The following is a 22,511-nucleotide window of genomic DNA, read 5'->3' as shown; positions in this document are numbered from 1 at the left end:
TGTGTGCTATTCTCCTTGGTGTTAGTATAGGAATGTTTCTTGGTGGCGGATTATCTAATCTTTCTGCCGCAGATTATGAAAAAGTGGTTCGCCATTGTTTTTAATCGTCGGATTGGCTACTAGTGCTGTTGGTCTTCCTGTTAAGTTAGGCGGAACAAAAAAAATCAAAACAGCTATAAATCAATACAACCAAATTCTAGATAAAAAAGTAACCTATTTCCAAAAACCAGAACTAAAATTAATCACAAATACAAACGGATTAGGATTTCAATTACGTTTTTAAAGGAAATAATATATTCATATTTTAACTGACATAACATTATTCATTTATTAACGATTGATTTATAATGTATAATTAATCGCTATTTAAAATTATTTTGCGTTTTACAAGAGTAATTTTGAGCTCTTTGACAAACTAAAAATTGATTTTAGGAAGATTTACTATTCAATGAGGTTAGCTGGAAAATAACATGTATAAAACAACCCTAAACAAATATTATATTAAAATAAAATCAAACAAAAACCCCAAACCTTTCGGCTTGGGGTTTTTGCTATAAAAAAGAAGTATAATTATTTAACTATTAAGAATTCTGAACGTCTGTTTTGAGCATGTTGCTCTTCAGTACAATCAGCGCCACAATCAACTTTTGGCTCTAACTCACCCATTCCTTTTCCAGAAATTCTACTTGCGTCAATTCCTTTAGAAATGATGTATTGAACTGTTGATTTTGCTCTTCTATCAGATAAATTGATATTGTATCTGTCAGTTCCTCTATTATCAGTGTGAGATTTAGCAAGAATAACTAACTTATCATTGTTTTTCATTACTTGAACTAGTTTGTCTAACTCAAATGCACCTTCTTGTGTGATATTGCTTTTGTCATATTCAAAGAAGATTGGTTTCAATACAATTTCTGTTGGTGTAACAATTACATCAATAGGTTGTAATGCTGCATCAACTTTAGCAGTTGGTCCTTTGCTTTTTGCTACAGCAAAAGTGTTACCTTCATAACCATCTTTAGAAACTTGAACAACATAAGGCATATCACATTCTACTCTGTATTTGATTTCACCATTAGCAGTTGTTGTTTCAGTTGTTATAACGTTTTTCTTATCATCAAGGATAGCAACTTTAGCTCCACTTAAAATAGCACCTGTTTTAGCATCTGTAACTACTGTAATTACATCAACACCACAAACTGGTATTGCACCAAAGATATCATCATTTCCGTTTCTATTACTAGCCAAGAAACCTACATTCTTTTTGCTGTTGAAAGAAAAAGAGAAATCATCTTTTTCAGAGTTAACAGGTTTACCCATGTTTGAAGCTTCACCACTAGTTAAGTCAATTTCAAAAACGTCTAATCCACCTAAACCAGGTCTTCCAGAAGATGCGAAAAATAGGGTTTTGTTATCATCCGCAATATATGGAAAGGTTTCATTTCCTTCTGTATTAACTTTTGAGCCAAGATTTTCAGGTGTTCCAAAAGTTCCATCTTCTTTAACGGCTACTTTCCAAATATCTACACCACCAATACTATTAGGCATATTTGAAGAAAAATACAACGTTTTTCCATCTCTACTTAAACTTGGATTAGCACAAGAATATTCTTTTGAATTGAAAGGTAATAAAGTAATGTTACCCCAAGTATCACCTGTTTTTGTTGCTTTATAAATACTGTTTTTACCTAGTTTTAACTTGTTTTCTTTATCTTTCAAGAAAGAGCTTTCTCTAAAACTATCACTTGCAAAATAAGCTGTGTTTCCGTCTGCGCTGATAGTAACTGGTCCATCATGCCATTTAGAATTTAGGCTAGTTACTGTAGAGGCATTAGTTATAGTTGCATCTTCGTTATAATCAGCTCTATAAATATCTAAGAAAGGTTCGTCTGTCCAACCATAATTTTTTCTAGCACCATTTCTTGCGCTAGTAAAATAGAATGCATTATCATATAAAACAGGACCGAATTCTGACTTATCAGTACTTATATCAAGAGAATTAACATTATAAGCTTTTGCTTTACTTAAAATTCTTGGAACATAATTAGGATTTTCTTTAAATGCTTTTGCTCTAGAATCGCTTGGCGACATTGAAGCAAATTTTTGCATTTGTTTGTTAGACTCTTCATATTTTCCATTCGCTTTCAGCATTTGTGCATAGCGATAATGAGTTTCTGCATCTTGAGTTGTTTCAACCGCTTTAGCATACCATTTAGCAGCTTCGTCAGGATTAAACATATTGTAATAAGTATCAGCTAATTGTTTGTAAACATATCCATCAGATTTACCATTTTCAACTAACTTTAGGTATTCTTTTGCAGCATCAACATACTCGTATCTCTTGTATAACTTATCAGCTGTTTTAGTGTCTTTGTTTTGTGCAGAGATTGTTAATGTTCCAACCGCAAAACTTAATGCTATATATAAATTTTTCATTTTTTTACTGATTTATTGGTTAGAAATATCTAGGTGATTGTGAAACCTTTTTCGAAGAGCTTATGTCAAATAATAACATAAATTCGTGAGAAGACGGTGTTGCAATATCTAAATCAGAAACAACATGATCATAAGCATAGCCAATTCTTAAACTTGGTGTAATAGCAAAATTTACCATTGCTCCAAATGAGTCTTGAAGTCTATAAGTTGCTCCTAGTTCTAGTTTTTCATTAAACATAAAGTTTGTAGATAAATCTAGAGACGTTGGTGCATTAACAGAAGATTTTACCATTGCAAATGGTTTGAATTTTAAATTAGGATTTAAATCAAACACGTATCCTCCAGTTAAAAAGTAATGTAAGTTTTCAGTTCCATACTTTCTTCCATTAAAATCTAAATAATTAGCTTTTAACATATTCGGCATGGAGAAAGCTAAATAATATTTATTTGTATAATAGAAAACTCCTGTACCAAGGTTAAAAAATGTAGCATTAGGGTTTTGTCCAAAAGCTTCATCAGCAGGATTTGGTAATGTTGGTCTAATCACATCAAAATCTACTTTATGCATGGTCAAACCAGCTTTCAATCCGAAAGCTAGTTTGTGTTCACCACCTAAGTTTAATGTATATGAGAAATCACCATATAAATTTGTCTCTTCAACTGGACCAATTTTATCATTGATTGCTGAAAAACCTAATCCAACATTTCTACCGACAGGACTATGAAGGAAGAATGTTCCTGTTGTTGGTGCGTCTTCAAGTTCAACCCATTGTTTTCTATATAACAATCCGCCAGAAATGTTTTCTTTAGAACCTGCATACGCTGGATTCATAACACTCATATTATACATATATTGAGTATAATGCGGATCTTGTTGTGCGCTAACCTCAGTAAAACCTACTAGTGTTAAAAAGGCAATGAAATATACTTTTTTCATTTTAAATTTGTTTTGTTTCATTTATATCTGATTATTGTTCTCTGTTGATGTAAATCCATCCTGTTTTGTTTTCACCATTGTTACGTTCTATAACATAATAATAGGTTCCATCAGGCAATTCATCACCATTGTCAGACTGTCCAACCCATTGATTGGTATAATTGTTTTTTGTATAAACTTTCATACCATATCTATTAAAAATCTCAAGTTTTTTTACATCTAAACCTGTAAGTTCAAATGCATCATTTTCGTTATCACCATTAGGCGATATACCTTTTTGTATCACACAAGCAATTGTTTCAACTATAACATCAGCTGTATTTGAACAACCATTTGAAGTAACTGTTACTGTATAAGTTTCAGCTTTTGGAGCTATTATTGTTTGAGTTGAACCAACCACTAAACCTGTACTATCTTCCCAAGAATAGGTAACAGCAGTTGGATCAAAAGAACCTTCAACTGGACTTGCAGTTAACAGATAGCTTGCACCTTCACATTGTCCAGTAGCTAATACATTAAATGGACTAGCAATAACAAATGTAGCAGTATCTGTATCACCAACTTCACAGGCTCCAGTACCACTTACTTGATAGGTTACTGTATAATTTCCTGGTGTTGAATTTTCAACATTGATATCTCCTGTATTTAAACCAATTGCTAATCCTGTTGGCGAAGCAGTAAATGTTCCACCAGTTGTAGTTAAAGCACCATACTCAGGCGACTGAATTGTAGCATCAGGGCAAACCGAAGATGGAGAATAACTAAAATCAGCAACAAGATTGATAGTTGGACTAATTACTACTCTAACCGTTGGCGACGAACCAGCCGTTTGACAATTTCCTGGATTAATTTCTACAGAATAAACAATGTCATAAGTTCCAGGTGTTGAAACACCGTTTAGCGAAATAACTCCTGTTGAAGAAATTACTAAACCTGTTGGAGGAGTAACCGTATAAGTTCCACCAAGTACAAATCCAAAGTCATTAATTGGGTTTAAGCTTTCAACTCTATTTGCACAAACTGTTGTTGGTACAGCATTGCTATATCCAAAGTTCAGAACCGGTGCTGTTGGTGCATTAATTGTAATAACAAATGAGAAGCTACCACTATCTTGACATGTTGAAGGATTTTGTACTACTTCATACTTAACGGTGTGTTGTCCTACTGTTGAATTTGCTAAATCGATTACACCAGTTGTAGCATTTATTGTTAATCCTGTTGAAACTGTTGTATCTTCAGAGTAAGTTCCACCGGAGATGAAAGTAGCAGAGTCTACAGAACTTGGCGCAGGATTAGTTGTTGCAATTTTACAAACTGGAGTTGGATAACTAAATCTTACATCTGGAGCAGTTGCAGCATTAATAGTTATTACAAAAGAGAAACTACTAGAAGCAATACAATTAGCTAAGTCCTCTAAAACTTCATATTTAACAGTATGTTCTCCAACAGTTGAATTTGCCAAATCAATAACACCAGTAGTAGCATTTATTGTTAATCCTGTTGAAATTGTTGTGTCTTCTGAGTATAAACCATTGATTGTAAATGTTGAAGCATCTACTGGGATAGGACTTGGATTTGTTGTAGCAATTTTACATACTGGAGTTGGATATACAAAACGAGTATCAGAAGAAGCTAATGGAATTGGATCTACAACCACATCAAACGGTACTGAGAAACATCCAGTTGTCATATCTTGAACAGTTATTGTGTGATTACCCGGAGCAACTCCCACAAAAGTCACGCCTGTTTGATATGTTCCACCATCTAAACTATATTGGTAACTTGAACCACCAAGTGGAGTATAAGTATACTGACCAACATTGGTATAATCCTCTGGATCAAGAGTTGTCCAATCAGCTGCATCCCAAGTTGTTTTTGGAACAGTTGCAGAAGGAATTCTTGCGTATGTATAACCGGCTTGATTATTTGGTGTGAATATTTCACCGTCTGTTCTTCCCCACAAATCAACTAATGTATTACTCACTGTAGTTAATCTAACGTTATCATTGTTATTAAATCCTAAACAGTTAGCTACAACCAAATCTGGAACAACTCCTCCTTGATTTTGAACATCACCAACGGCTAGAACAAATACATCATTATTATTTAATGTACCTGATAATGTCATCTCACAATTAGTAGAAATAAAGTTGTTTCCGTTATTGTAAATTGAAATTTTATAATCTGCTAAGTTTTTAGCACTTCCTGTACCATTATATATTTCTATGTAAGATAAAGAACCTGCATTAGAATCTGTTACCTCAGAAATAAATAAATCAGTTGGTAAAGTTCCAGCAGTTCCAGTTGGAGAAGTAACCACAATTGTACCTGATTGAACAGCGCATGTAGGCTGAGTAACTTGTACTTCTGCAGTAGGAACTGTATTTATTGTTACAGTAAAACTATCCTCACCTATACATCCAGATTCATTTGCATATAAATAAAATGTCTGAGTTTCTGTTATAGTTAAAGGTGTAGTAATTTGTGTTCCTAAACCGCCAGCTTGTGTAAAATAGTTGCCTAAAGTTGGCGTTTCTAAAGTATATGTATTACAAACTGATAAACTCTCAGGGGCAGTAACAACCAATCCACCAAAAGTTATAGTGAATTGATCTTGGTCACTACAAGTTGCATTTGAAGCATACACATATAAAGTAACTGGAGTTGCTGAAACTGGGATAATATCACCTGCATTATATGCTGTACCAGTTCCATTTGGTCCAGAGAAATAATTACCACTAGTTAAAGGTTGTAACTCAAACGGAGCACAAACACCTAAGTCATCAATTTCATCAACAACAACCTCAGGATTAATAGTTAAAGTAAATGATTTTTCATCTGTACAACCATCATTATCAGCATAAATATATATAGTTTGTGTTCCTTCTTGCGTAATGACATCACCACCATTTAACATTGTTCCACCACCATTTGCAGCAGTGTAGTAATTTCCAACTGTAATTGAAGGTAAAGTATAACTTCCACAAACAATCTGATTACCAGGTGAAACTACTTCTGGAGTAGCTTTTATTTCCATAGTCCATGTTGCACCAGCTGGTGGAGGACAAGGAGCATTTGAAGTTAAGTTATACGATATAGTATAAATTCCAGGTGCACTAGAACTTGGCGTAATTGTTCCGTTTTCTGTATTAATAAACAAACCTCCATTTGGTAATACTGAAAATGTTCCACCAGTAGCACCTGTAATAGTAACAGGTATAGTTGCTGTTTGATTATCACAAACTTCAGTAACCTGATACTCGATAGTAGCCGAAACTGGTTCAGTAATTCTTATAAAATCGAATTGTGGTTGAACATTAGGACACTGCGTTGAAGTAGGAAGTGTGTTTGTTATTTGATAATAACCTGGCGCACTAGCTTGTAAGTCAACTTCCCCAGTTGTATTATCTACAAAAACTAATCCTGGTGGGAATGATGTAAAAGTTCCAGCTACAGAGTTAGGTTCAATAGTTACTACAGGATTAGCAGTTGATGCATTTTTACAGTACTCATCAGCATCATATTCAAAATTTGCATCATTACAACAAAAAGTTGTTCCAGCACCCGGAGCTCCGGCATTCGTTTGCGTTAAAGAGATAAAACCTGGTGCGTTCTCAAAATTGGTTATTACAATAATATAAAATTGACCCGCTTGTGCATTTGCAATATTCAAAATTTCAAACTCTTCAAAAGAGTAACTACAACCTGTAGTTAAAGTTACTGGAACACCAATTCCTGGATCTAGATAATCTCCATTAGCTAAAACTATATTAGAACAAGCAACATCTTGTGATGTAAATGGACCCCAAGCAGCATAATCAACATCTAAGTCTAAATCATCTAGGTCAGGGCTATTCAAAAGTTCTAACGTGGAAGCTTGTTTCAATAAATAATTAATTGGTCCCGAAGTCAATACCTGAATAGTAAAGAAAGTTGGGTTTGGAGCTGTAAATAAACACCCGATCTCATTAATAGCTATATCTTCAACTCCTGTTGTATTAGCATAAGTAATATTACATACAGTAGAAGCAGTTGCACAAGTTGATGGTGTAGAAATACACAAATCAAATGAAATAGTTTGAGGTGTATTGGCTGTAGAATAAACTCTAATATAGTATAAATCTCCAACAACTAAACCATTAAATACGTCTGATAATTCAAATGGATCACCACATGTAACTTGCGTTAAAGCACCACAACTACCCGAGTAAAGCGCAAAATTTAAATCATCATTATTACCTTGAACATTTTGTAAAGAGAAATTTAAGAAAGGGTTTGTTGCAATAAATTGGAACCATACGTCGTCATCTGGAGTTCCAACACACGGTGCAACTATTGCAGGTGCGCCAACTGACGCAGATGCTCCAGTTACAACACCAGAAACAAGGTTATCACAATCTGCACCTGAATTTACAGGTACAAAAATAGCATCTATACACTCATCATTAGCTGGTTTAGTACTAAATGTAAACCCTGATGACCAAGCACTTCTATCGGTATCTGAACAAATAGCTCTAACAAAATAAACAAATTCTGTACTTGATGCTAAACCACTGAATGGCGCTGGATTAATATTTACAATATTAGCTGGATTAACCGGTAAACTTGGAAGTGGTTCTGGAGAACCAGCAGGTAGAATTAAAACTTCCCATTGCGTTGCAGTTGGAACATTTATATCATTCCAACCAAGCAATGCAGATGTTGCTGTTGTTACAGCAGTTAATGTATTTGGCTCAATACAAGTTGGATTGGACTCAACAATAACTTTGTCTATTAATACTTCCCATCCGTCTAAACCTCCAGCAGGAACATGAAACGCAACATGAATGCTACCGCTAATATTCGTTAGCTGAACTATATTTTCTAAATATTCCTCGTTGTCATAACTAGCCAAAGGAACTAGAGTTTGTGTGAAATCCGCAGGGTTTACACCTGTTGTAGAAAGCATAACTCTAAAGTCATTTGGTTCAAAATCAGAGCGAACTCTATATCTGTAACGTAAACGCTGATTACCATTTAAACCTTCAATTTTTGGAGAGATTAACCAATCATTATTTGAACCAGTTGTCCCGAATTCGGTATTTAAATTGGCAGCTTGATTTCCATCGTAAGGTGCAAAAGTATCATCTAAATCCCATGTATTACCGTCATTATTCAAATCTAACACAGTCCAACAATCTTCTGATATTGAACCCGTATCAAATCCTTCTTGGAAAGGTATTGGGAATGGAACACATAGCGTTCTTATATTTGTAATTCCTGCCCATGCACTAAAGTCCGTATCAGAACAAACCGCTCTTACATACAAATCGTAACAAGTATTTGGATCTAAATTTAGAATAGGATAAGAATTAGTAGTTATATTATCTATAAAACCTGTAGCATTTGCTTGTGGTGCTGGCGAACCACATGGAAGGACTAATAATTGCCATTCTGTTGAAGTGGTTGTATCACCATTTGGTAATTGATTCCAGCCTAGAGTAATAGAATTCGATGTAATGCTAGGTGTTATTAGCTGATTTGGAGTTCTACAATTTGCACAATTAACATTGGCTACCCATCCATCTCTTGTTGCTGACGTATCAGTCAAAAATCTAAAAGTTAAACATCCACCAGCAGTTGAAGAAGTAAAAGGCCCAGGGATTGTAGTTCCCCAAAAAGCACCTGGCTGAGTTAATGGCCCATTTCCAGCGCCATTAGCACTTGAAATTTGTTGCGAAGTAATTGAATTTCCATCATAAACATATAAACCATCATATGTGGCTTCTGTATTAAAAGAAGAAAAAGTTACAGTCAATATTTGTCCAGCAGGAGCACAAACTGTAACTGTTGAATCTTCTTCGTCATCATATTGAGCAGCTGCACCACCCGGATCGGTAAATGTACCACCACACACTGGTGGTGCTACTTGAGTAGTAAAGCTTAAGACGTTTGACCAAGGACTTGAATCCGATGCTGAACAAACCGCTCTTACATATACATCATAACATGTTATTGGGTCTAATCCTTCTAAAGTATATGGATTAGTAAAAATATCTGTACCAACTGTAGTGGCTGTTGGCGCAGGATCACCACATGGTACTCTTATAATTTGCCATGCTGTTTCAGCATTTCCATTTGTCCAAGAAATTGTAGCACTTGTTGATAAAACTGTTTGTGTAACTAAATCCGTTGGCTCAGGACAAGTTGGTAAATCTTCTATAATAAAATTATCAATATATAAAATCCAACCATCTAAACCTCCAGCAGGAACATGAAAAGCAATATTTGAAGGTTGATTAAAACCTGTTAAATTAACAACCTTCTCTATGTAGTTTTCATTACTGTAAGATGTCAAAGGAACCAAAACTGTAGTGAAACTTGCAGGAGTTGTTCCACTAGTTGATAACATTACTCTAAAATCATTTGGTTCAAAATCGGAACGAACTCTATAACGGAATTTTAAACGTTGATTTCCTGTTAAGTTAATTTGTGGAGATATTAACCAATCGTCATTAGTTCCTGTTGTTCCGCCTTCAGTATTTATTGAAGCGGATTGATCACCTTCAAATGGATCAAAAGTATCGTTAGTACTCCATGAATCATCATCTCCGTTTACATTCAAGATAGTCCAACATCCTTCAGTAGTAGAAGTTGAATTGAAACCTTCTTGAAAAGGAACTGGGAATGCGTCACACAATGTTCTTATGTTGATTGGTCCAGTCCATGCACTAAAATCAGTTCCATTACCACAATCAGCTCTTACGTAGAAATCATAAGAAGTATTTGCAGTTAAAGGTGTAACAGGGAAGTTTGTGTTAACATTAGTTTGTGTTCCAGAACCAGATGGTATTGGTCCACCAGCAGGTTGCCAAACTACTTCCCAAGAAGTAGCTGCTCCAGCTGGCCAACTTACGTTAGCACTTGTTTGCGTAATTCCAGAAACAGTAGGTGCTGCTGGTTGAGCACAATTCACATCTTGAATTACTAAAGTATATCCATAAGTTTGTGTCGCAGCACTAGATGATAATACAATAATATATTGTTGTCCTGCTACAACAGGAATATTTGGTAAGCTTCTTACTGCTGCAGTATCATTGGCAACTCCTCCAACGCAAGCAACAGCTAAGTTTGCACAACCTTGATAAACAAACAAACTAGAGTTTGCAGCATTTGGTGTCATTGTAACGCTTATAGTTCCATTGGCTGGTGCTATATAAGAATAATAAACCTCATTACCTGCCATATAATTCGTGTTTCCAGCAACACATCCTGCTGGCTGAGAAACATCATTATTATCAGCATAATTTGTTGTATTATCAGTTGTAGTATATAGTAATGGTAACGGAACCTGAATAGGAGCATCACAGCTCAAACCAGGTCGTGTTGTTGAAAATTCTTTAGGTCCAATCCAAGCACTATTTGGTCCACCAGAACATATGGCTCTGACGTAATACTTATATGCTGTAGTAGGTGTAAAAGCTACACCTGCAGGTTGTGTTGCTGTGGCAAGATAAGGTAGAATACCATTATAAACAATTCCTGTTCCTGTTGGATTAGCAGCTGCAGGAATTATTTCAATTTCCCAAGAAGTTGCACCACTAGGATTATCCCAATTTAAATTAGCAGAAGTTTGTGTAATACTACTTACAGCTAAACTTGCTAATGTTGGCGCAGGACATTGTGCCACAACACTAACATCATCAATTAACCATCTATCACTATTAGCTGCGGGATTTTCTTGAGTATCTTCCATAACGAAAGCAATATGAATATCAGCTCCTGATGGAGCAAAACCTGACAAACCAACTACTTTTTCGGCGTAAATATTAAAATTGCCTGCAAGCAAATCAAGTTCAGTCCATTGTTGAACAGTTGTATAAGAACTTTCAGAGGATAGATCAGCACCTTCTGGCGCAATCATTATCCTAAATACTGTGTTTTGATTTGCAGCTTGAAATAATCGTGTCCAAAAATGCAATTCAGCGTTAGACGGCATATTTACAAGTGGCGAAACTAAGAAATTTTTAAAAGTTCCGTTTTGCCCAACATTACCTCTGTTAGATCTAGCGGCTCTTGTTCCTGAATTAACATTTGCAGCACCAGTTATAGTCTCCCAACGGGTTGAAGCGTCTGTTGTTCCTAAAGTGAACACAGTCCAATTTCCTGTACTAAGTGTCCAGTTCGTACCAGGAAGTGGATCTGGTCCTGTTGTGTCTTCAAATCCTTCAACAGTTGGCGTAAATTGTGCGTAGCCAACTATTGAAAAAAACAAACTCAACAGCAATAGTGTAATTTTTTTCATAAATGAAAATTTAGTTGTTTGATTAATATTTTTTGGTTTTTGAGTTCCAAATTTAGAAAATTTTATGAAATTAATAACAAAAATTTAATTTTTAACGAAAAACATTCTTTAAAAAATAGGTTAACTCCTTTTATAGTTACCTTTGCAAGATAAAATTTAACTATGTTAGAAAAAGTAAATGCCGCTTTTGAAAAAACGGTACTTGTTGGAATTATAACTCAAAATCAATCGGAAGAGAAATTGGTTGAGTATCTTGATGAACTTGAATTTTTGACTTTTACCGCTGGCGGAGAAGTTGTTAAGCGTTTTTCACAAAAATTAGAACGACCAAATCCAAAAACATTTCTTGGAACTGGAAAAATGGAAGAAATACATGCGTTCGTTAAAGATAAAAATATTTCAACTGTCATTTTTGATGATGAGTTGTCTCCATCGCAACAAAAAAATATTTCTAAGATTTTAGATTGTAAAGTCTTAGACAGAACTAATCTTATATTGGATATTTTCGCACAAAGAGCTGAAACGTCTTATGCAAGAACTCAAGTTGAATTAGCACAATGTCAATATTTATTACCTCGTCTTTCAGGAATGTGGACTCACCTTGAAAGACAAAAAGGAGGAATTGGACTTCGTGGACCTGGAGAAACAGAGATTGAAACTGATCGACGTATTGTTCGTGATAGAATTGCTCTTTTGAAAGAAAAAATAAAAACTATCGACAAGCAAATGTCTGTTCAACGTGGAAATCGTGGCGCAATGGTTAGAGTTGCCTTAGTAGGATATACCAATGTAGGTAAATCTACTTTAATGAATGTGATTAGTAAAAGTGATGTTTTTGTTGAAAATAAATTATTTGCAACCTTAGACACAACCGTTAGAAAAGTTGTTGTCAAAAATCTACCTTTTTTACTTTCAGACACTGTAGGTTTCATTAGAAAATTGCCAACCCAGCTTATCGAATCGTTTAAAAGTACGCTTGACGAAGTTAGAGAAGCCGACTTATTATTACACGTTGTAGATATTTCTCATCCTGATTTTGAAGATCATATTCAATCGGTTAATCAAATTCTTCAAGACATAAAGAGTAATGACAAACCAACATTGATGGTTTTCAATAAAATTGATGCTTATAAACATCTAACTATTGATGAGGATGATTTAATAACCGAAAAAACAACCAAACATTATAGTCTAGAAGAATGGAAAACAACATGGATGAACAATGTTGGAGCTGAAAATGCTTTGTTCATTTCGGCAACCAATAAAGATAACTTTGAAGAATTTAGAGAAAAAATATACACTTCAATAAGAGAAATCCATGTAACAAGATTCCCTTACAATAAGTTCCTATATCCAGATTATAAAGATGCTGTTGAGGATTAAATCCTATTGTAGATAATAAATATATCCAACATTAAACCAAACATTCCAGTCATTGGCTTTGTTCTCTGTATATACTTTTGGATCGGGATTTAGACCATCAACCCAGTTGGAGAAATAATATTGAACTCGTAAATCAACCATTAAATCGGAAAGTTCAGTTAATTTGTATCGAGTTCCAACACTTGAAACAATAGACCAAACTGTTCCTCCTTGATTTGTAGTTGCTCCTAAATATTTGACTGGAGTAGTTAATGGTGTATCTAATTCACCAAGAGTTGAATATGCTTCTGGATCATAAAAACTAAACTGACCACCCAAACTAACAAATGGTGCCCAAGAACCAATAGTTGCAGTAAAATCTCTAATACTTAAAGGAAAATATTCTAATTGCATCCCAATGTTAGTAACCGAAGTACTTCCACGCATTCCTCTCAATTGATTAGCAATTTGTGAAGTTCTGCTTTTATCAACCCATTTACCAAAATGTTGTAACTCCGTTTTGTTATAAGACAACTCACTTCTCAATTTAAAGTGATCATTAAAGTAAGTTTCTGGTGTATAACAATTACACTCTGCTTTATAAGAGAAGTTAAGATAGTGTATCAATCCAATACCATAACCTGTATTACCTGAATTTGTTTCAAAGTCTCCACGAACACCATAATCCGATTGAAAAGCAACTGGACCGGCGATAACTCCAACCTCATGTGAGAAACCAAACTGTGCATTAACGCTTGTAGTAAAAACTAAAAGACATAAAAATAGTAGACTAAAATATTTGGGCTTTTGCATAACTATTAATTCAATTCTCGACAAATATATAAAAACATCATTCAGTTGTAAAAAAAAAAAGCGATAAGTTGCACTAAAATCCAATTTAATCCATTCTTATTCAAATTCCTAAAATAATTTTTCAAAAAAACAACCCGATATTTCAATAAAATGTATATTTGCCCCACTTAACGAAATCGTTTTCTTAAACAAAAAATTATTTTTATGTCACACAGTATTGATGCCTTTTTAGAAGCTGTAGCTAAAAGAAATGCTAACGAACCAGAATTCATGCAAGCAGTAAAGGAAGTTGCTGAAACGGTTATTCCTTTTATCGAACAAAATACAAAATACCAAAACAAAATGCTTTTGGAAAGAATGGTAGAACCAGAAAGAGTAATCATGTTTAGAGTAACATGGATTGATGATGCTGGAAATACTCAAGTAAACAGAGGATACAGAATTCAAATGAACTCTGCGATTGGTCCTTACAAAGGAGGAATTCGTTTTCATCCATCTGTAAACCTAAGTATCTTAAAATTCTTAGCTTTCGAACAAACTTTTAAAAATTCATTAACTACTTTGCCAATGGGTGGAGGAAAAGGTGGAGCAGATTTTGACCCAAAAGGAAAATCAGATATTGAAATCATGAGATTTTGTCAATCATTTATGACGGAACTTTCTAAACACATTGGTGCTGACACTGATGTTCCTGCTGGAGATATTGGTGTTGGAGGAAGAGAAGTTGGCTACATGTTTGGTCAATACAAAAGATTACGAAACGAATTTACGGGAGTTTTAACTGGGAAAGGAATCACTTTTGGAGGTTCATTAATTCGTCCAGAAGCAACTGGATATGGCGATGTGTACTTTGCTCAAAGCATGTTGGCTACTAAAGGCGATAGCTTTACTGGGAAAACAGTTGTCGTTTCAGGTTCAGGAAACGTAGCGCAATATGCAACTCAAAAAGCAACCCAATTAGGCGGAAAAGTTGTAACAATGTCTGATTCATCTGGATATATTTATGATGCTGACGGAATTGATGCTGAAAAATTAGCTTATGTAATGGAAATTAAAAACGTAAACTATGGAAGAATTTCAGATTATGTAACAAAATATCCAAACGCTAAATTCGTTGCAGGAAAACGTCCTTGGGAAGTAAAATGTGATGTAGCGTTACCATGTGCAACTCAAAACGAATTGAACGAAGAAGAAGCAAAAATATTAATTGCAAACGGATGTATTTGTGTGGCTGAGGGTGCAAACATGCCTTCAACTCCAGAAGCTGTAACGGCATTCTTAAATGCAAAAATTTTATTTGCACCAGGAAAAGCTTCAAATGCTGGTGGTGTTGCAACATCTGGTTTAGAAATGTCTCAAAATTCATTACGCTTAAGTTGGACTTCAGAAGAAGTTGACGAAAGATTAAAAGCAATTATGGCAAATATTCACGCGGCTTGTGTAAAATATGGTACGGATGCAAATGGTTATGTTGACTACGTTAAAGGTGCAAACATAGCAGGATTTGTAAAAGTAGCTGACGCAATGCTTGCTCAAGGAATTGTCTAATATATTAAAAACCAACCAAAACCAAAATTTGCCTTCTCAAAAAGAAGGCATTTTTTTTTAATTTATATTAAAACAGAGTTTTTTACGTTTATACTATATTTGTAAATAATTTTTGTGATGAAAAAACAAGTATTCCTTTTTTTAATTTTTATTCTTCAATTTGGATTTGCACAATCAAATCTTAATTGGAAAGGATATTTTTCATACAATCAGATAAAAGACATTACAGAAGCAACTGATAGAATTATTGGAGCTGGTGAAAACGCATTATTTTCAAAAAACATTCTTTCGAATACCATTAAAACCACAAATACAATTGATGGCCTTTCAGGACAAACAATAACAGCTATTCATCATAGTAACACTTTCAAAAAAACAATCATTGGTTATGAAAATGGATTACTAATTGTTGTGAACGACATTGATGGAAGTGTTACTAATGTAGTTGACATCATTAATAAATCCATACCTCCAAATATAAAACGAATTAATCATTTCATGGAACATGAAGGGATAATTTATATTTCTTGTGATTTTGGAATTGTTCAATATAATATTGACACATTAAATTTTGGTGATACCTATTTTATTGGTCCAAATGGAACTGAAATAAAAATTTACCAGACTGCTGTTCTCAATAATGAAATTTATGCAGTAACTGTTTTCAACGGAATTAAAAGAGCAGCATTAACAAATCCAAACTTAAATGATTTCAATCAATGGCAAACATTTGATGCTGGCTTTTGGAATGGATTAGTAACCTACAATAATCAATTAGTTGGCTCTAACTTAAACAATAGAGTTTACAAATATAATGGTTCTTTTTTTGAAGAAATTGTTAATTTAAACCAGGTCAACATAGAAATTAGAACTTATAATGATAAATTAATGATTACTACTTTGAATGATGTTTATGTTTACAATACAAGCTTCAATCAATTAGCGCATATTCAATCATCACAAATCACAGACCAAACAATAACATTTACTTGTGCAACAGTCATAAACAATACAATCTACATTGGAACAAACGAAAACGGAATTCTAACTTCAACAATTGAATCTCCAGCAAGTTTTGAATATATTATGCCCGATGGTCCATCGAAAAACAGAATGTTTTCAATCAGCAGCTCATCAACAAATTTATGGGCAGTTTATGGCGGTTATAACATTGAATTCAATCCCTATCTATACATAGGATTTTCACTATCACAATTTGGAGTAAGCAAATTTTCTGAGTCTGATGGTTGGTTAAATATTCCATATTCTGAAATGCTTGATGCTAAAGCACTAACACGAGCTACAATAAATCCAAATAATGAAAACGAAACCTATATTAGTTCCTACAACAATGGATTAATAAAAATTGAAAATGATATTCCTACTACATTATATCAATCAGCAAACAGTAGCTTAGAATCTATAGTTTCTGGCTCGTTAGAAAATATAAGAATTGGCCCAAGCGCTTTTGACCGATCAAATAACTTATGGATAACCAATAGCCGTATTAACAATGGGTTAAAAGTTTTGCGAGCAAATGGCCAATGGCAATCCTACAATATGGAAAGTATTCTTGCTGCAGTTGGAGCAAACGATTACAGCAGAATTGTTATCGACAGAAATGGAACTAAATGGATCGGTTCTTCACAAAATGGACTAATTGCTTTTAACGAAAATAACAATGTCTTTAAAAAAATAACCGAAGGCGTTGATGAAGGCAATTTGCCAGCAAAAGATGTAAGAGCACTGGCAATTGACAATCGAAATCAAGTTTGGATTGGAACATCTAAGGGTTTGCGTGTACTTTCAAGCATAAGTAGTTACAACAATGAAGGTCAAATAAATACTAACCGAATTGTTATTCAAGACGGCGATATTGGTCAAGAATTATTATTCGAACAATTTGTTACCGATATCGAAGTTGATGGATCTAATAGAAAATGGATTGGAACAGCAGACTCAGGTGTTTTTTTATTTTCTCCAAACGGACAAGAAACAATTTATCATTTCACTACAGACAATTCACCTTTACCAAGTAATTCTGTAAACGAAATAGCTATTAATCCAACAACAGGCGAAGTGTTTTTTGCTACCGATAGAGGAATGATTTCCTTTCAAGGAACATCAACAAAACCAGCTGATGATTTAAAAAACGTTTATGTATATCCAAATCCTGTTCGCCCAGAATTTGTTGGAACTGTTAAAATTGCTGGATTAATATCAAAAGCAACAATAAAGATAACCGACATCGAAGGAAATCTAGTTCACGAAACCACTTCAGAAGGCGGAACAATAGAATGGGATACAACAGCTTTTGGCAAATACAAAGTCGCTTCAGGAGTTTATATGATTTTTATTTCTGCCGAAGATGGTTCCGAAACTACTGTTAAAAAAGTAATGATCGTCAGATAATATCCAACGCGAAAATCCCAAATTCCAATGTTGGTAAAAACTAAAGCCATCGTTATTTCATCGCTTCGTTATCAAGAAAAAAGCTTGATTGTAAAATGTTTTACCCAATCGGATGGATTAAAAAGTTATTTTGTGCAAAGTGCTTTTTCCAACAAAAAATCATCCCAAAAAATCGGCTATTTTCAACCATTAACTATTCTTGAAATCGAAGCCATTCACAAAAACAAAGGAACTTTAGAACATTTCAAAGAAATTAAGCTTGCAACGGTATATCAAACTATAAACACCGATGTTATTAAAAGCACTATCGTTATTTTTCTATCCGAAATGTTACATCACAGCATTCAAGAAGAAGAAAAAAACGAAAGTTTATTTACCTTTCTAGAAACCGCTTTGCTTTGGCTAGACACACATGAGGAAACCTCCAATTTCCACTTGATTTTACTTTTAGAAATAACAAAATTTTTGGGTTTTTATCCCGATGTCTCTGAAATCGAAAACAATCATTTCGAAATGAAAGATGGAATTTTCTCCCCTATTTTAGGAACAAGTTGTCTTACCCAACATGAAACCCATTTATTCAAAAAACTCATTGATCTAAAATTCGACAGCAATCAAAAAGTCTTTGCTGGAATTGAACGCCAAATTCTTCTGAAAATTATTTTAGATTATTATACCATTCACCTTGATGGATTCAAAAAACCTAAATCTTTAGACGTTTTAAAAGAAGTTTTTGCTTAAAGAGTATTTTTTCATAATTTTTATGTTATTTCGCACTATTCTAAGAAATTTATTTCCAATTATAGCCAAAAAATGACTTTACTTAATAAATTAAAGATTTTCGTTTTCCTCTTAACCTGTTTTGTCGGAATAGGACAAAATACAAAACCAAAATCATATATCATCAGCAAAACAGATAATTATATTGTTGACCTAAAAAGTGAAAAACTAGTTATAACCTTATTTTCAGAAGAACGAAAATGGGTAGGTGACAAAGACAATATTTTTATAAAGCAAAACCGAATAGATTATACAAGTTCATTTGAAGAAATAAGCGATATCGAAGCCTACAGCATTTCACCAGAAAATAAAAAAGAAAAAGTTAAGTACATCGGAACAGAAGATCGCCAAATAGACGAAATTTTCTATCATGATATGAAATTTAAATATTATTCATTCCCAAATTTAAAAGAAGGTTCACAAACCTATTCTTCATATAGAAAAACTTTTAAAGTGCCACAACTGTTGGACACTTACTATTTTAAAGACAATTTAGATTGTAAAGACTCTAAAGTAACTCTAAAAGTGTCTAACAAAGTTGAAATAGGTTATATTCTTCAAGGAGATGATACTGATTTTATTCAGTTTTCATCAATAAAAGAAGGCGATTATACCATTTATACTTGGCAATTACTTAACAGTACTAAAGTTGACTACTTTGAAGATGCGCCAAATCCATCCTACTTTTTACCCCATTTAATTTTTTACATCAAAAATTATACTACTAGTTTAGGCAAGGAAGAAGTGTTAGGTTCTATTGACAATTTGTATAAATACTATTATCAAACAGTCAAAGACATCAACAAAACAGATCAAACAGCTCTAAAAAAGGAAACCGAATCATTGATTAAAGGACTTACATCTAGTTCAGAAAAAGTTAAAGCGATTTTTGATTTTGTCCAAACCAAAATTCATTACGTAGCATTTGAAGACGGAATGGGCGGTTTTGTTCCAAGAGAAGCTGCCGATGTTTTTCAAAAAAAATATGGCGATTGCAAAGACATGGCCAATTTGCTGAACGAAATGTTGCATTATGCCAATATCGAATCCTATATAGCATGGATTGGAACACGGCATAACAATTATACTTATGAAGCAGTCCCAACACCAATAGTTGATAATCATATGATAGCAGTAGCTAAAGTTGATGAAAAATATATTTTCCTCGATGCAACAGGTCAGTTTACCACTTTCCCCTCGTTTACTCCATTTATTCAAGGTAAACAAGCTTTATTAAAAATAGATGCAAATAATTATAAAATAATTTCAGTTCCTATAACTCTTCCCGAAGACAACCAACATAGTGGTTTAATCCAATACCGTATTGAAAATAATAAATTAATAGGTGAAGCAGAATTTAAATTGAAAGGTTATAATAAAACGCACTTTTTAAGTACTTATAAATCTGCACTTCATAAAGATGAAGTACTAAAGGAATACCTTTCTCGTTTTATTGAAAATTTAACTACCTCCAATATTAAAATTAAAAACGATGACTTGTCACAAAACCCATTGGAAATAAAACATAATTTTGAGCTTGAAAAATGGACAAAACAGATTGACAATCAAATTATTTTTAAACCTATTTTATTTTTTCCATTTTCAAATGAACGGATTGATGAAGAAAAAAGAAAAGTCCCTTTGGAATTTGATTTTAAAAAATCATATAATTTCGAATATGAAATAACTTTACCAAATGACTATAAAACGGAATTCTTGCCAGAAAATTATGTTTTTTCAAACGAATTGCTTGATGTTAATGTTAACTATACACTAAAAAACAATAAAATAATAGTGTCACAAAAATTAATGTTGAATAAATTACTATTGGAAAAAAACAATTTTGCCAATTGGAATGCAGCCATAAAAAGCATGACAAAACAATATAATCAAAACATTATTCTCACCAAAATATGAAATCAACTATTCTCAAACAAAACACAAACAATTCCATTTGTTTGAATAAAAAAAATTTTATTTTATTGTTTATACTTACCCAATTTTTTGCTTTTTCACAAGTCGAAGAAGTAAAGAATTATGAATGGGAAACAGTTCCAAAATTTAATGAAATTCCAAAAGAGTTTGAAAATTATCCAGCAGTTGTTTTAAAAGATTACCGTTTTTATGAAAACCGTGTCGGATATTATACTTACAAAGGGTTTGTTGTAAAACACAGTGCCATTAAAATCCTTTCTAACGAAGGTGTGAATAATTTTAACAAGGTTTCTATTGATAAAAAATATGTTCGTGATTATCGAGATTTAAGAGCAAGAGTAATCAAAGAAAATGGAACAATAGAAGAACTTCCCAAGGAAAGAATAATAGAAAAAGAAAACTCTGACGAACGCCAATTTGTTTTTGAAGGTGTTGAAAAAGGTGATATTATTGAATACTTTTATGTAATTAAAGACTTTCCTGAACTATCAGGAGTAGAATATTTTCAGAGAACAATCCCTGTAATAGAGGGTAAATTTCAAATTAATGAAATTCCAAACACTTTCACTTATGCCTACGGATATAATGGCATGACCGAAGCTTCAACCAATAAAAATAAAATTTTTTATGTAAAAAACCTACCCGCTTATAAGTTTGAAACAAATGCAACAAATTACGCAAATCTGGCTAAAGTTTACTACTATACACGAACAATAAGTTATGATTTTCAAGACTTTTTTCGCGATTTAAATTATTACGCCGATGGAACAAATGCCAAAACTATGGTAAAGAAATTTATTTCAGATTTAAAGTTGGATGATAGTTCAATACCACTTGATGAAAGATTGAAAAAAATGGATATTTACATAAAAAATAATCTTGAAATAGACTACCAACCTAGTTATAAAAAAATCTTTGAAGACAAAAAAATAACTCCTAAAATGGTTTTGAATTTGTATAAAGATGTGCTTGATTACCTTAACATAAAATACAAACTAATTGCATCTACTAATAAATTTGAAGATCATTTTGACGAAGTACACGTGGTTCCACAAACACTCTCAGAAATCATGATTTTTATACCTGAAACCAATAAACGTCTGACTCCTTTCGACTATTGGATGCCTTATGGTCCACCTAGTAATGTTTGTATTAACAATAGCGCCGTAATGTTTCGAACAGAGGGTAAAAACAATAAAAATGTTTATTATGATTTCGTCACAATCGATAGCCCAACTGTCGATGAAAATCTTGTAAAAACCAATAGCAATATCACTATCGATGAAGATATGGAAACTGTTAACGTTAACAAAAAAATGGAAACAACAGGATATCGCTCCTATTATTCAAGATATTATATGAAATATATTTCAGAAGATAAATTGAAAGATTACATCAAAGAAAATGTATTTCAGGATATTAATGTTGACATCAAAAATTATACAATTTCAAATAAAGAATATGAATTTAATTATGACAATACCAAACCCTTCACTTTTGACACTCAAGTTCAAATAAAAGAATCATGGATTGAAAATGCAGGCAAAAACTACCTATTTTCAATAGGTAAAGTGCTCGGAAAGCAAACAGATTTATATCAAGAAACCGAACGAAAATATGCAGTTGATTTATATTATCCAAAGAAATACCTTCACACTATAACACTCAATATTCCAAATGGATATACAATAAAAAATGTTGATAATTTAGTTTTTAGTAAGCAATTAAAAGACAATGAAAACAAAGAAGTGATTGCCGATTTTAATTCAATTGCCACAATCGAAGGAAACATTTTAAAAATCTCAATCGAAGAATTTTATAATTTCACACACTTGGAAAAAGAAAGATATAACGAATACCGTGATTTAATAAACACTGCATTTGATTTTTATAAATCTTCAGTTGTTATATCAAAATAACGCAAAAGAAAATTTTTAATTTTAAAAACCTAAATCATTAAACGTTTTAAAAGAAGTTTTTTCGTAAAAAGATAAAAAATCATAA

11 protein-coding genes are annotated in these 22,511 nt (G+C 33.1%); 7 read left to right on the top strand and 4 right to left on the bottom strand.

What is annotated here, in order from left to right:
- Positions 1 to 94 precede the first annotated feature (94 nt).
- Positions 95 to 283, top strand: a complete 189-nt coding sequence (locus tag BC748_RS05950; protein ID WP_133532550.1) for a hypothetical protein — start codon at positions 95 to 97, stop codon at positions 281 to 283.
- A 287-nt stretch (positions 284 to 570) separates the two neighbouring features.
- Here the strand turns inward: BC748_RS05950 and BC748_RS05945 are convergent, their stop codons facing one another.
- From BC748_RS05945 to BC748_RS05935, 3 genes are read right to left on the bottom strand one after another with little or no spacing between them, the layout of a single operon-like run.
- Complete coding sequence (locus tag BC748_RS05945) at positions 571 to 2,436, bottom strand: OmpA family protein (protein WP_133532549.1); 1,866 nt, start codon at positions 2,434 to 2,436, stop codon at positions 571 to 573.
- 19 nt (positions 2,437 to 2,455) lie between these two features.
- Positions 2,456 to 3,373, bottom strand: a complete 918-nt coding sequence (locus BC748_RS05940) for a PorP/SprF family type IX secretion system membrane protein (protein ID WP_133532548.1) — start codon at positions 3,371 to 3,373, stop codon at positions 2,456 to 2,458.
- Positions 3,374 to 3,404: 31 nt separating this feature from the next.
- Complete coding sequence (locus tag BC748_RS05935) at positions 3,405 to 11,657, bottom strand: choice-of-anchor J domain-containing protein (RefSeq protein WP_133532547.1); 8,253 nt, start codon at positions 11,655 to 11,657, stop codon at positions 3,405 to 3,407.
- A 162-nt stretch (positions 11,658 to 11,819) separates the two neighbouring features.
- Between BC748_RS05935 and hflX the strand changes: the two genes are divergently transcribed.
- Positions 11,820 to 13,040 carry a GTPase HflX gene (gene hflX, locus BC748_RS05930; protein WP_133532546.1) on the top strand — a complete coding sequence of 407 codons (1,221 nt, stop codon included), beginning with the start codon at positions 11,820 to 11,822 and terminating at the stop codon, positions 13,038 to 13,040.
- 3 nt (positions 13,041 to 13,043) lie between these two features.
- Here hflX and BC748_RS05925 read toward each other — a convergent pair whose 3' ends face one another.
- Positions 13,044 to 13,832, bottom strand: coding sequence for a THC0290_0291 family protein (locus BC748_RS05925; RefSeq protein WP_133532545.1), 789 nt, complete (start codon positions 13,830 to 13,832; stop codon positions 13,044 to 13,046).
- Positions 13,833 to 14,036: 204 nt separating this feature from the next.
- On the opposite strand from BC748_RS05925, the gene gdhA reads away from it, so the two are divergent.
- The 5 genes from gdhA to BC748_RS05900 all read left to right on the top strand — a co-directional run bounded on the left by gdhA (position 14,037) and on the right by BC748_RS05900 (position 22,426).
- Positions 14,037 to 15,380: an NADP-specific glutamate dehydrogenase gene (gdhA, locus tag BC748_RS05920; RefSeq protein ID WP_133532544.1), complete on the top strand. Its 1,344-nt coding sequence runs from the start codon at positions 14,037 to 14,039 to the stop codon at positions 15,378 to 15,380.
- Between the two features lie 117 nt (positions 15,381 to 15,497).
- Positions 15,498 to 17,792 (top strand): type IX secretion system anionic LPS delivery protein PorZ, encoded by a 2,295-nt coding sequence (gene porZ, locus BC748_RS05915; protein ID WP_133532543.1) that lies wholly within the window; start codon positions 15,498 to 15,500, stop codon positions 17,790 to 17,792.
- Positions 17,793 to 17,819: 27 nt separating this feature from the next.
- Positions 17,820 to 18,533, top strand: coding sequence for a DNA repair protein RecO (gene recO / locus BC748_RS05910; RefSeq protein ID WP_133532542.1), 714 nt, complete (start codon positions 17,820 to 17,822; stop codon positions 18,531 to 18,533).
- Between the two features lie 72 nt (positions 18,534 to 18,605).
- Positions 18,606 to 20,489: a DUF3857 domain-containing protein gene (locus tag BC748_RS05905; protein WP_133532541.1), complete on the top strand. Its 1,884-nt coding sequence runs from the start codon at positions 18,606 to 18,608 to the stop codon at positions 20,487 to 20,489.
- Positions 20,486 to 22,426, top strand: a complete 1,941-nt coding sequence (locus BC748_RS05900) for a DUF3857 domain-containing protein (protein ID WP_133532540.1) — start codon at positions 20,486 to 20,488, stop codon at positions 22,424 to 22,426. The genes BC748_RS05905 and BC748_RS05900 overlap by 4 nt, the downstream gene beginning before the upstream one ends.
- The last annotated feature ends 85 nt before the right edge of the window (positions 22,427 to 22,511 follow it).

Source organism: Flavobacterium dankookense (assembly GCF_004362665.1).
Classification (GTDB): domain Bacteria; phylum Bacteroidota; class Bacteroidia; order Flavobacteriales; family Flavobacteriaceae; genus Flavobacterium; species Flavobacterium dankookense.
The sequence above is the reverse complement of the archived record's forward strand: the minus strand, read 5'-3'. Positions and strand labels throughout refer to the sequence as shown.

Coding starts and splice junctions, on each gene's coding strand:
- BC748_RS05945 (WP_133532549.1), bottom strand. CDS start 2,436: ATGAAAAATTTATATATAGCATTAAGTTTTGCGGTTGGAACATTAACA.
- BC748_RS05940 (WP_133532548.1), bottom strand. CDS start 3,373: ATGAAAAAAGTATATTTCATTGCCTTTTTAACACTAGTAGGTTTTACT.
- BC748_RS05935 (WP_133532547.1), bottom strand. CDS start 11,657: ATGAAAAAAATTACACTATTGCTGTTGAGTTTGTTTTTTTCAATAGTT.
- hflX (WP_133532546.1), top strand. CDS start 11,820: ATGTTAGAAAAAGTAAATGCCGCTTTTGAAAAAACGGTACTTGTTGGA.
- BC748_RS05925 (WP_133532545.1), bottom strand. CDS start 13,832: ATGCAAAAGCCCAAATATTTTAGTCTACTATTTTTATGTCTTTTAGTT.
- gdhA (WP_133532544.1), top strand. CDS start 14,037: ATGTCACACAGTATTGATGCCTTTTTAGAAGCTGTAGCTAAAAGAAAT.
- porZ (WP_133532543.1), top strand. CDS start 15,498: ATGAAAAAACAAGTATTCCTTTTTTTAATTTTTATTCTTCAATTTGGA.
- recO (WP_133532542.1), top strand. CDS start 17,820: ATGTTGGTAAAAACTAAAGCCATCGTTATTTCATCGCTTCGTTATCAA.
- BC748_RS05905 (WP_133532541.1), top strand. CDS start 18,606: ATGACTTTACTTAATAAATTAAAGATTTTCGTTTTCCTCTTAACCTGT.
- BC748_RS05900 (WP_133532540.1), top strand. CDS start 20,486: ATGAAATCAACTATTCTCAAACAAAACACAAACAATTCCATTTGTTTG.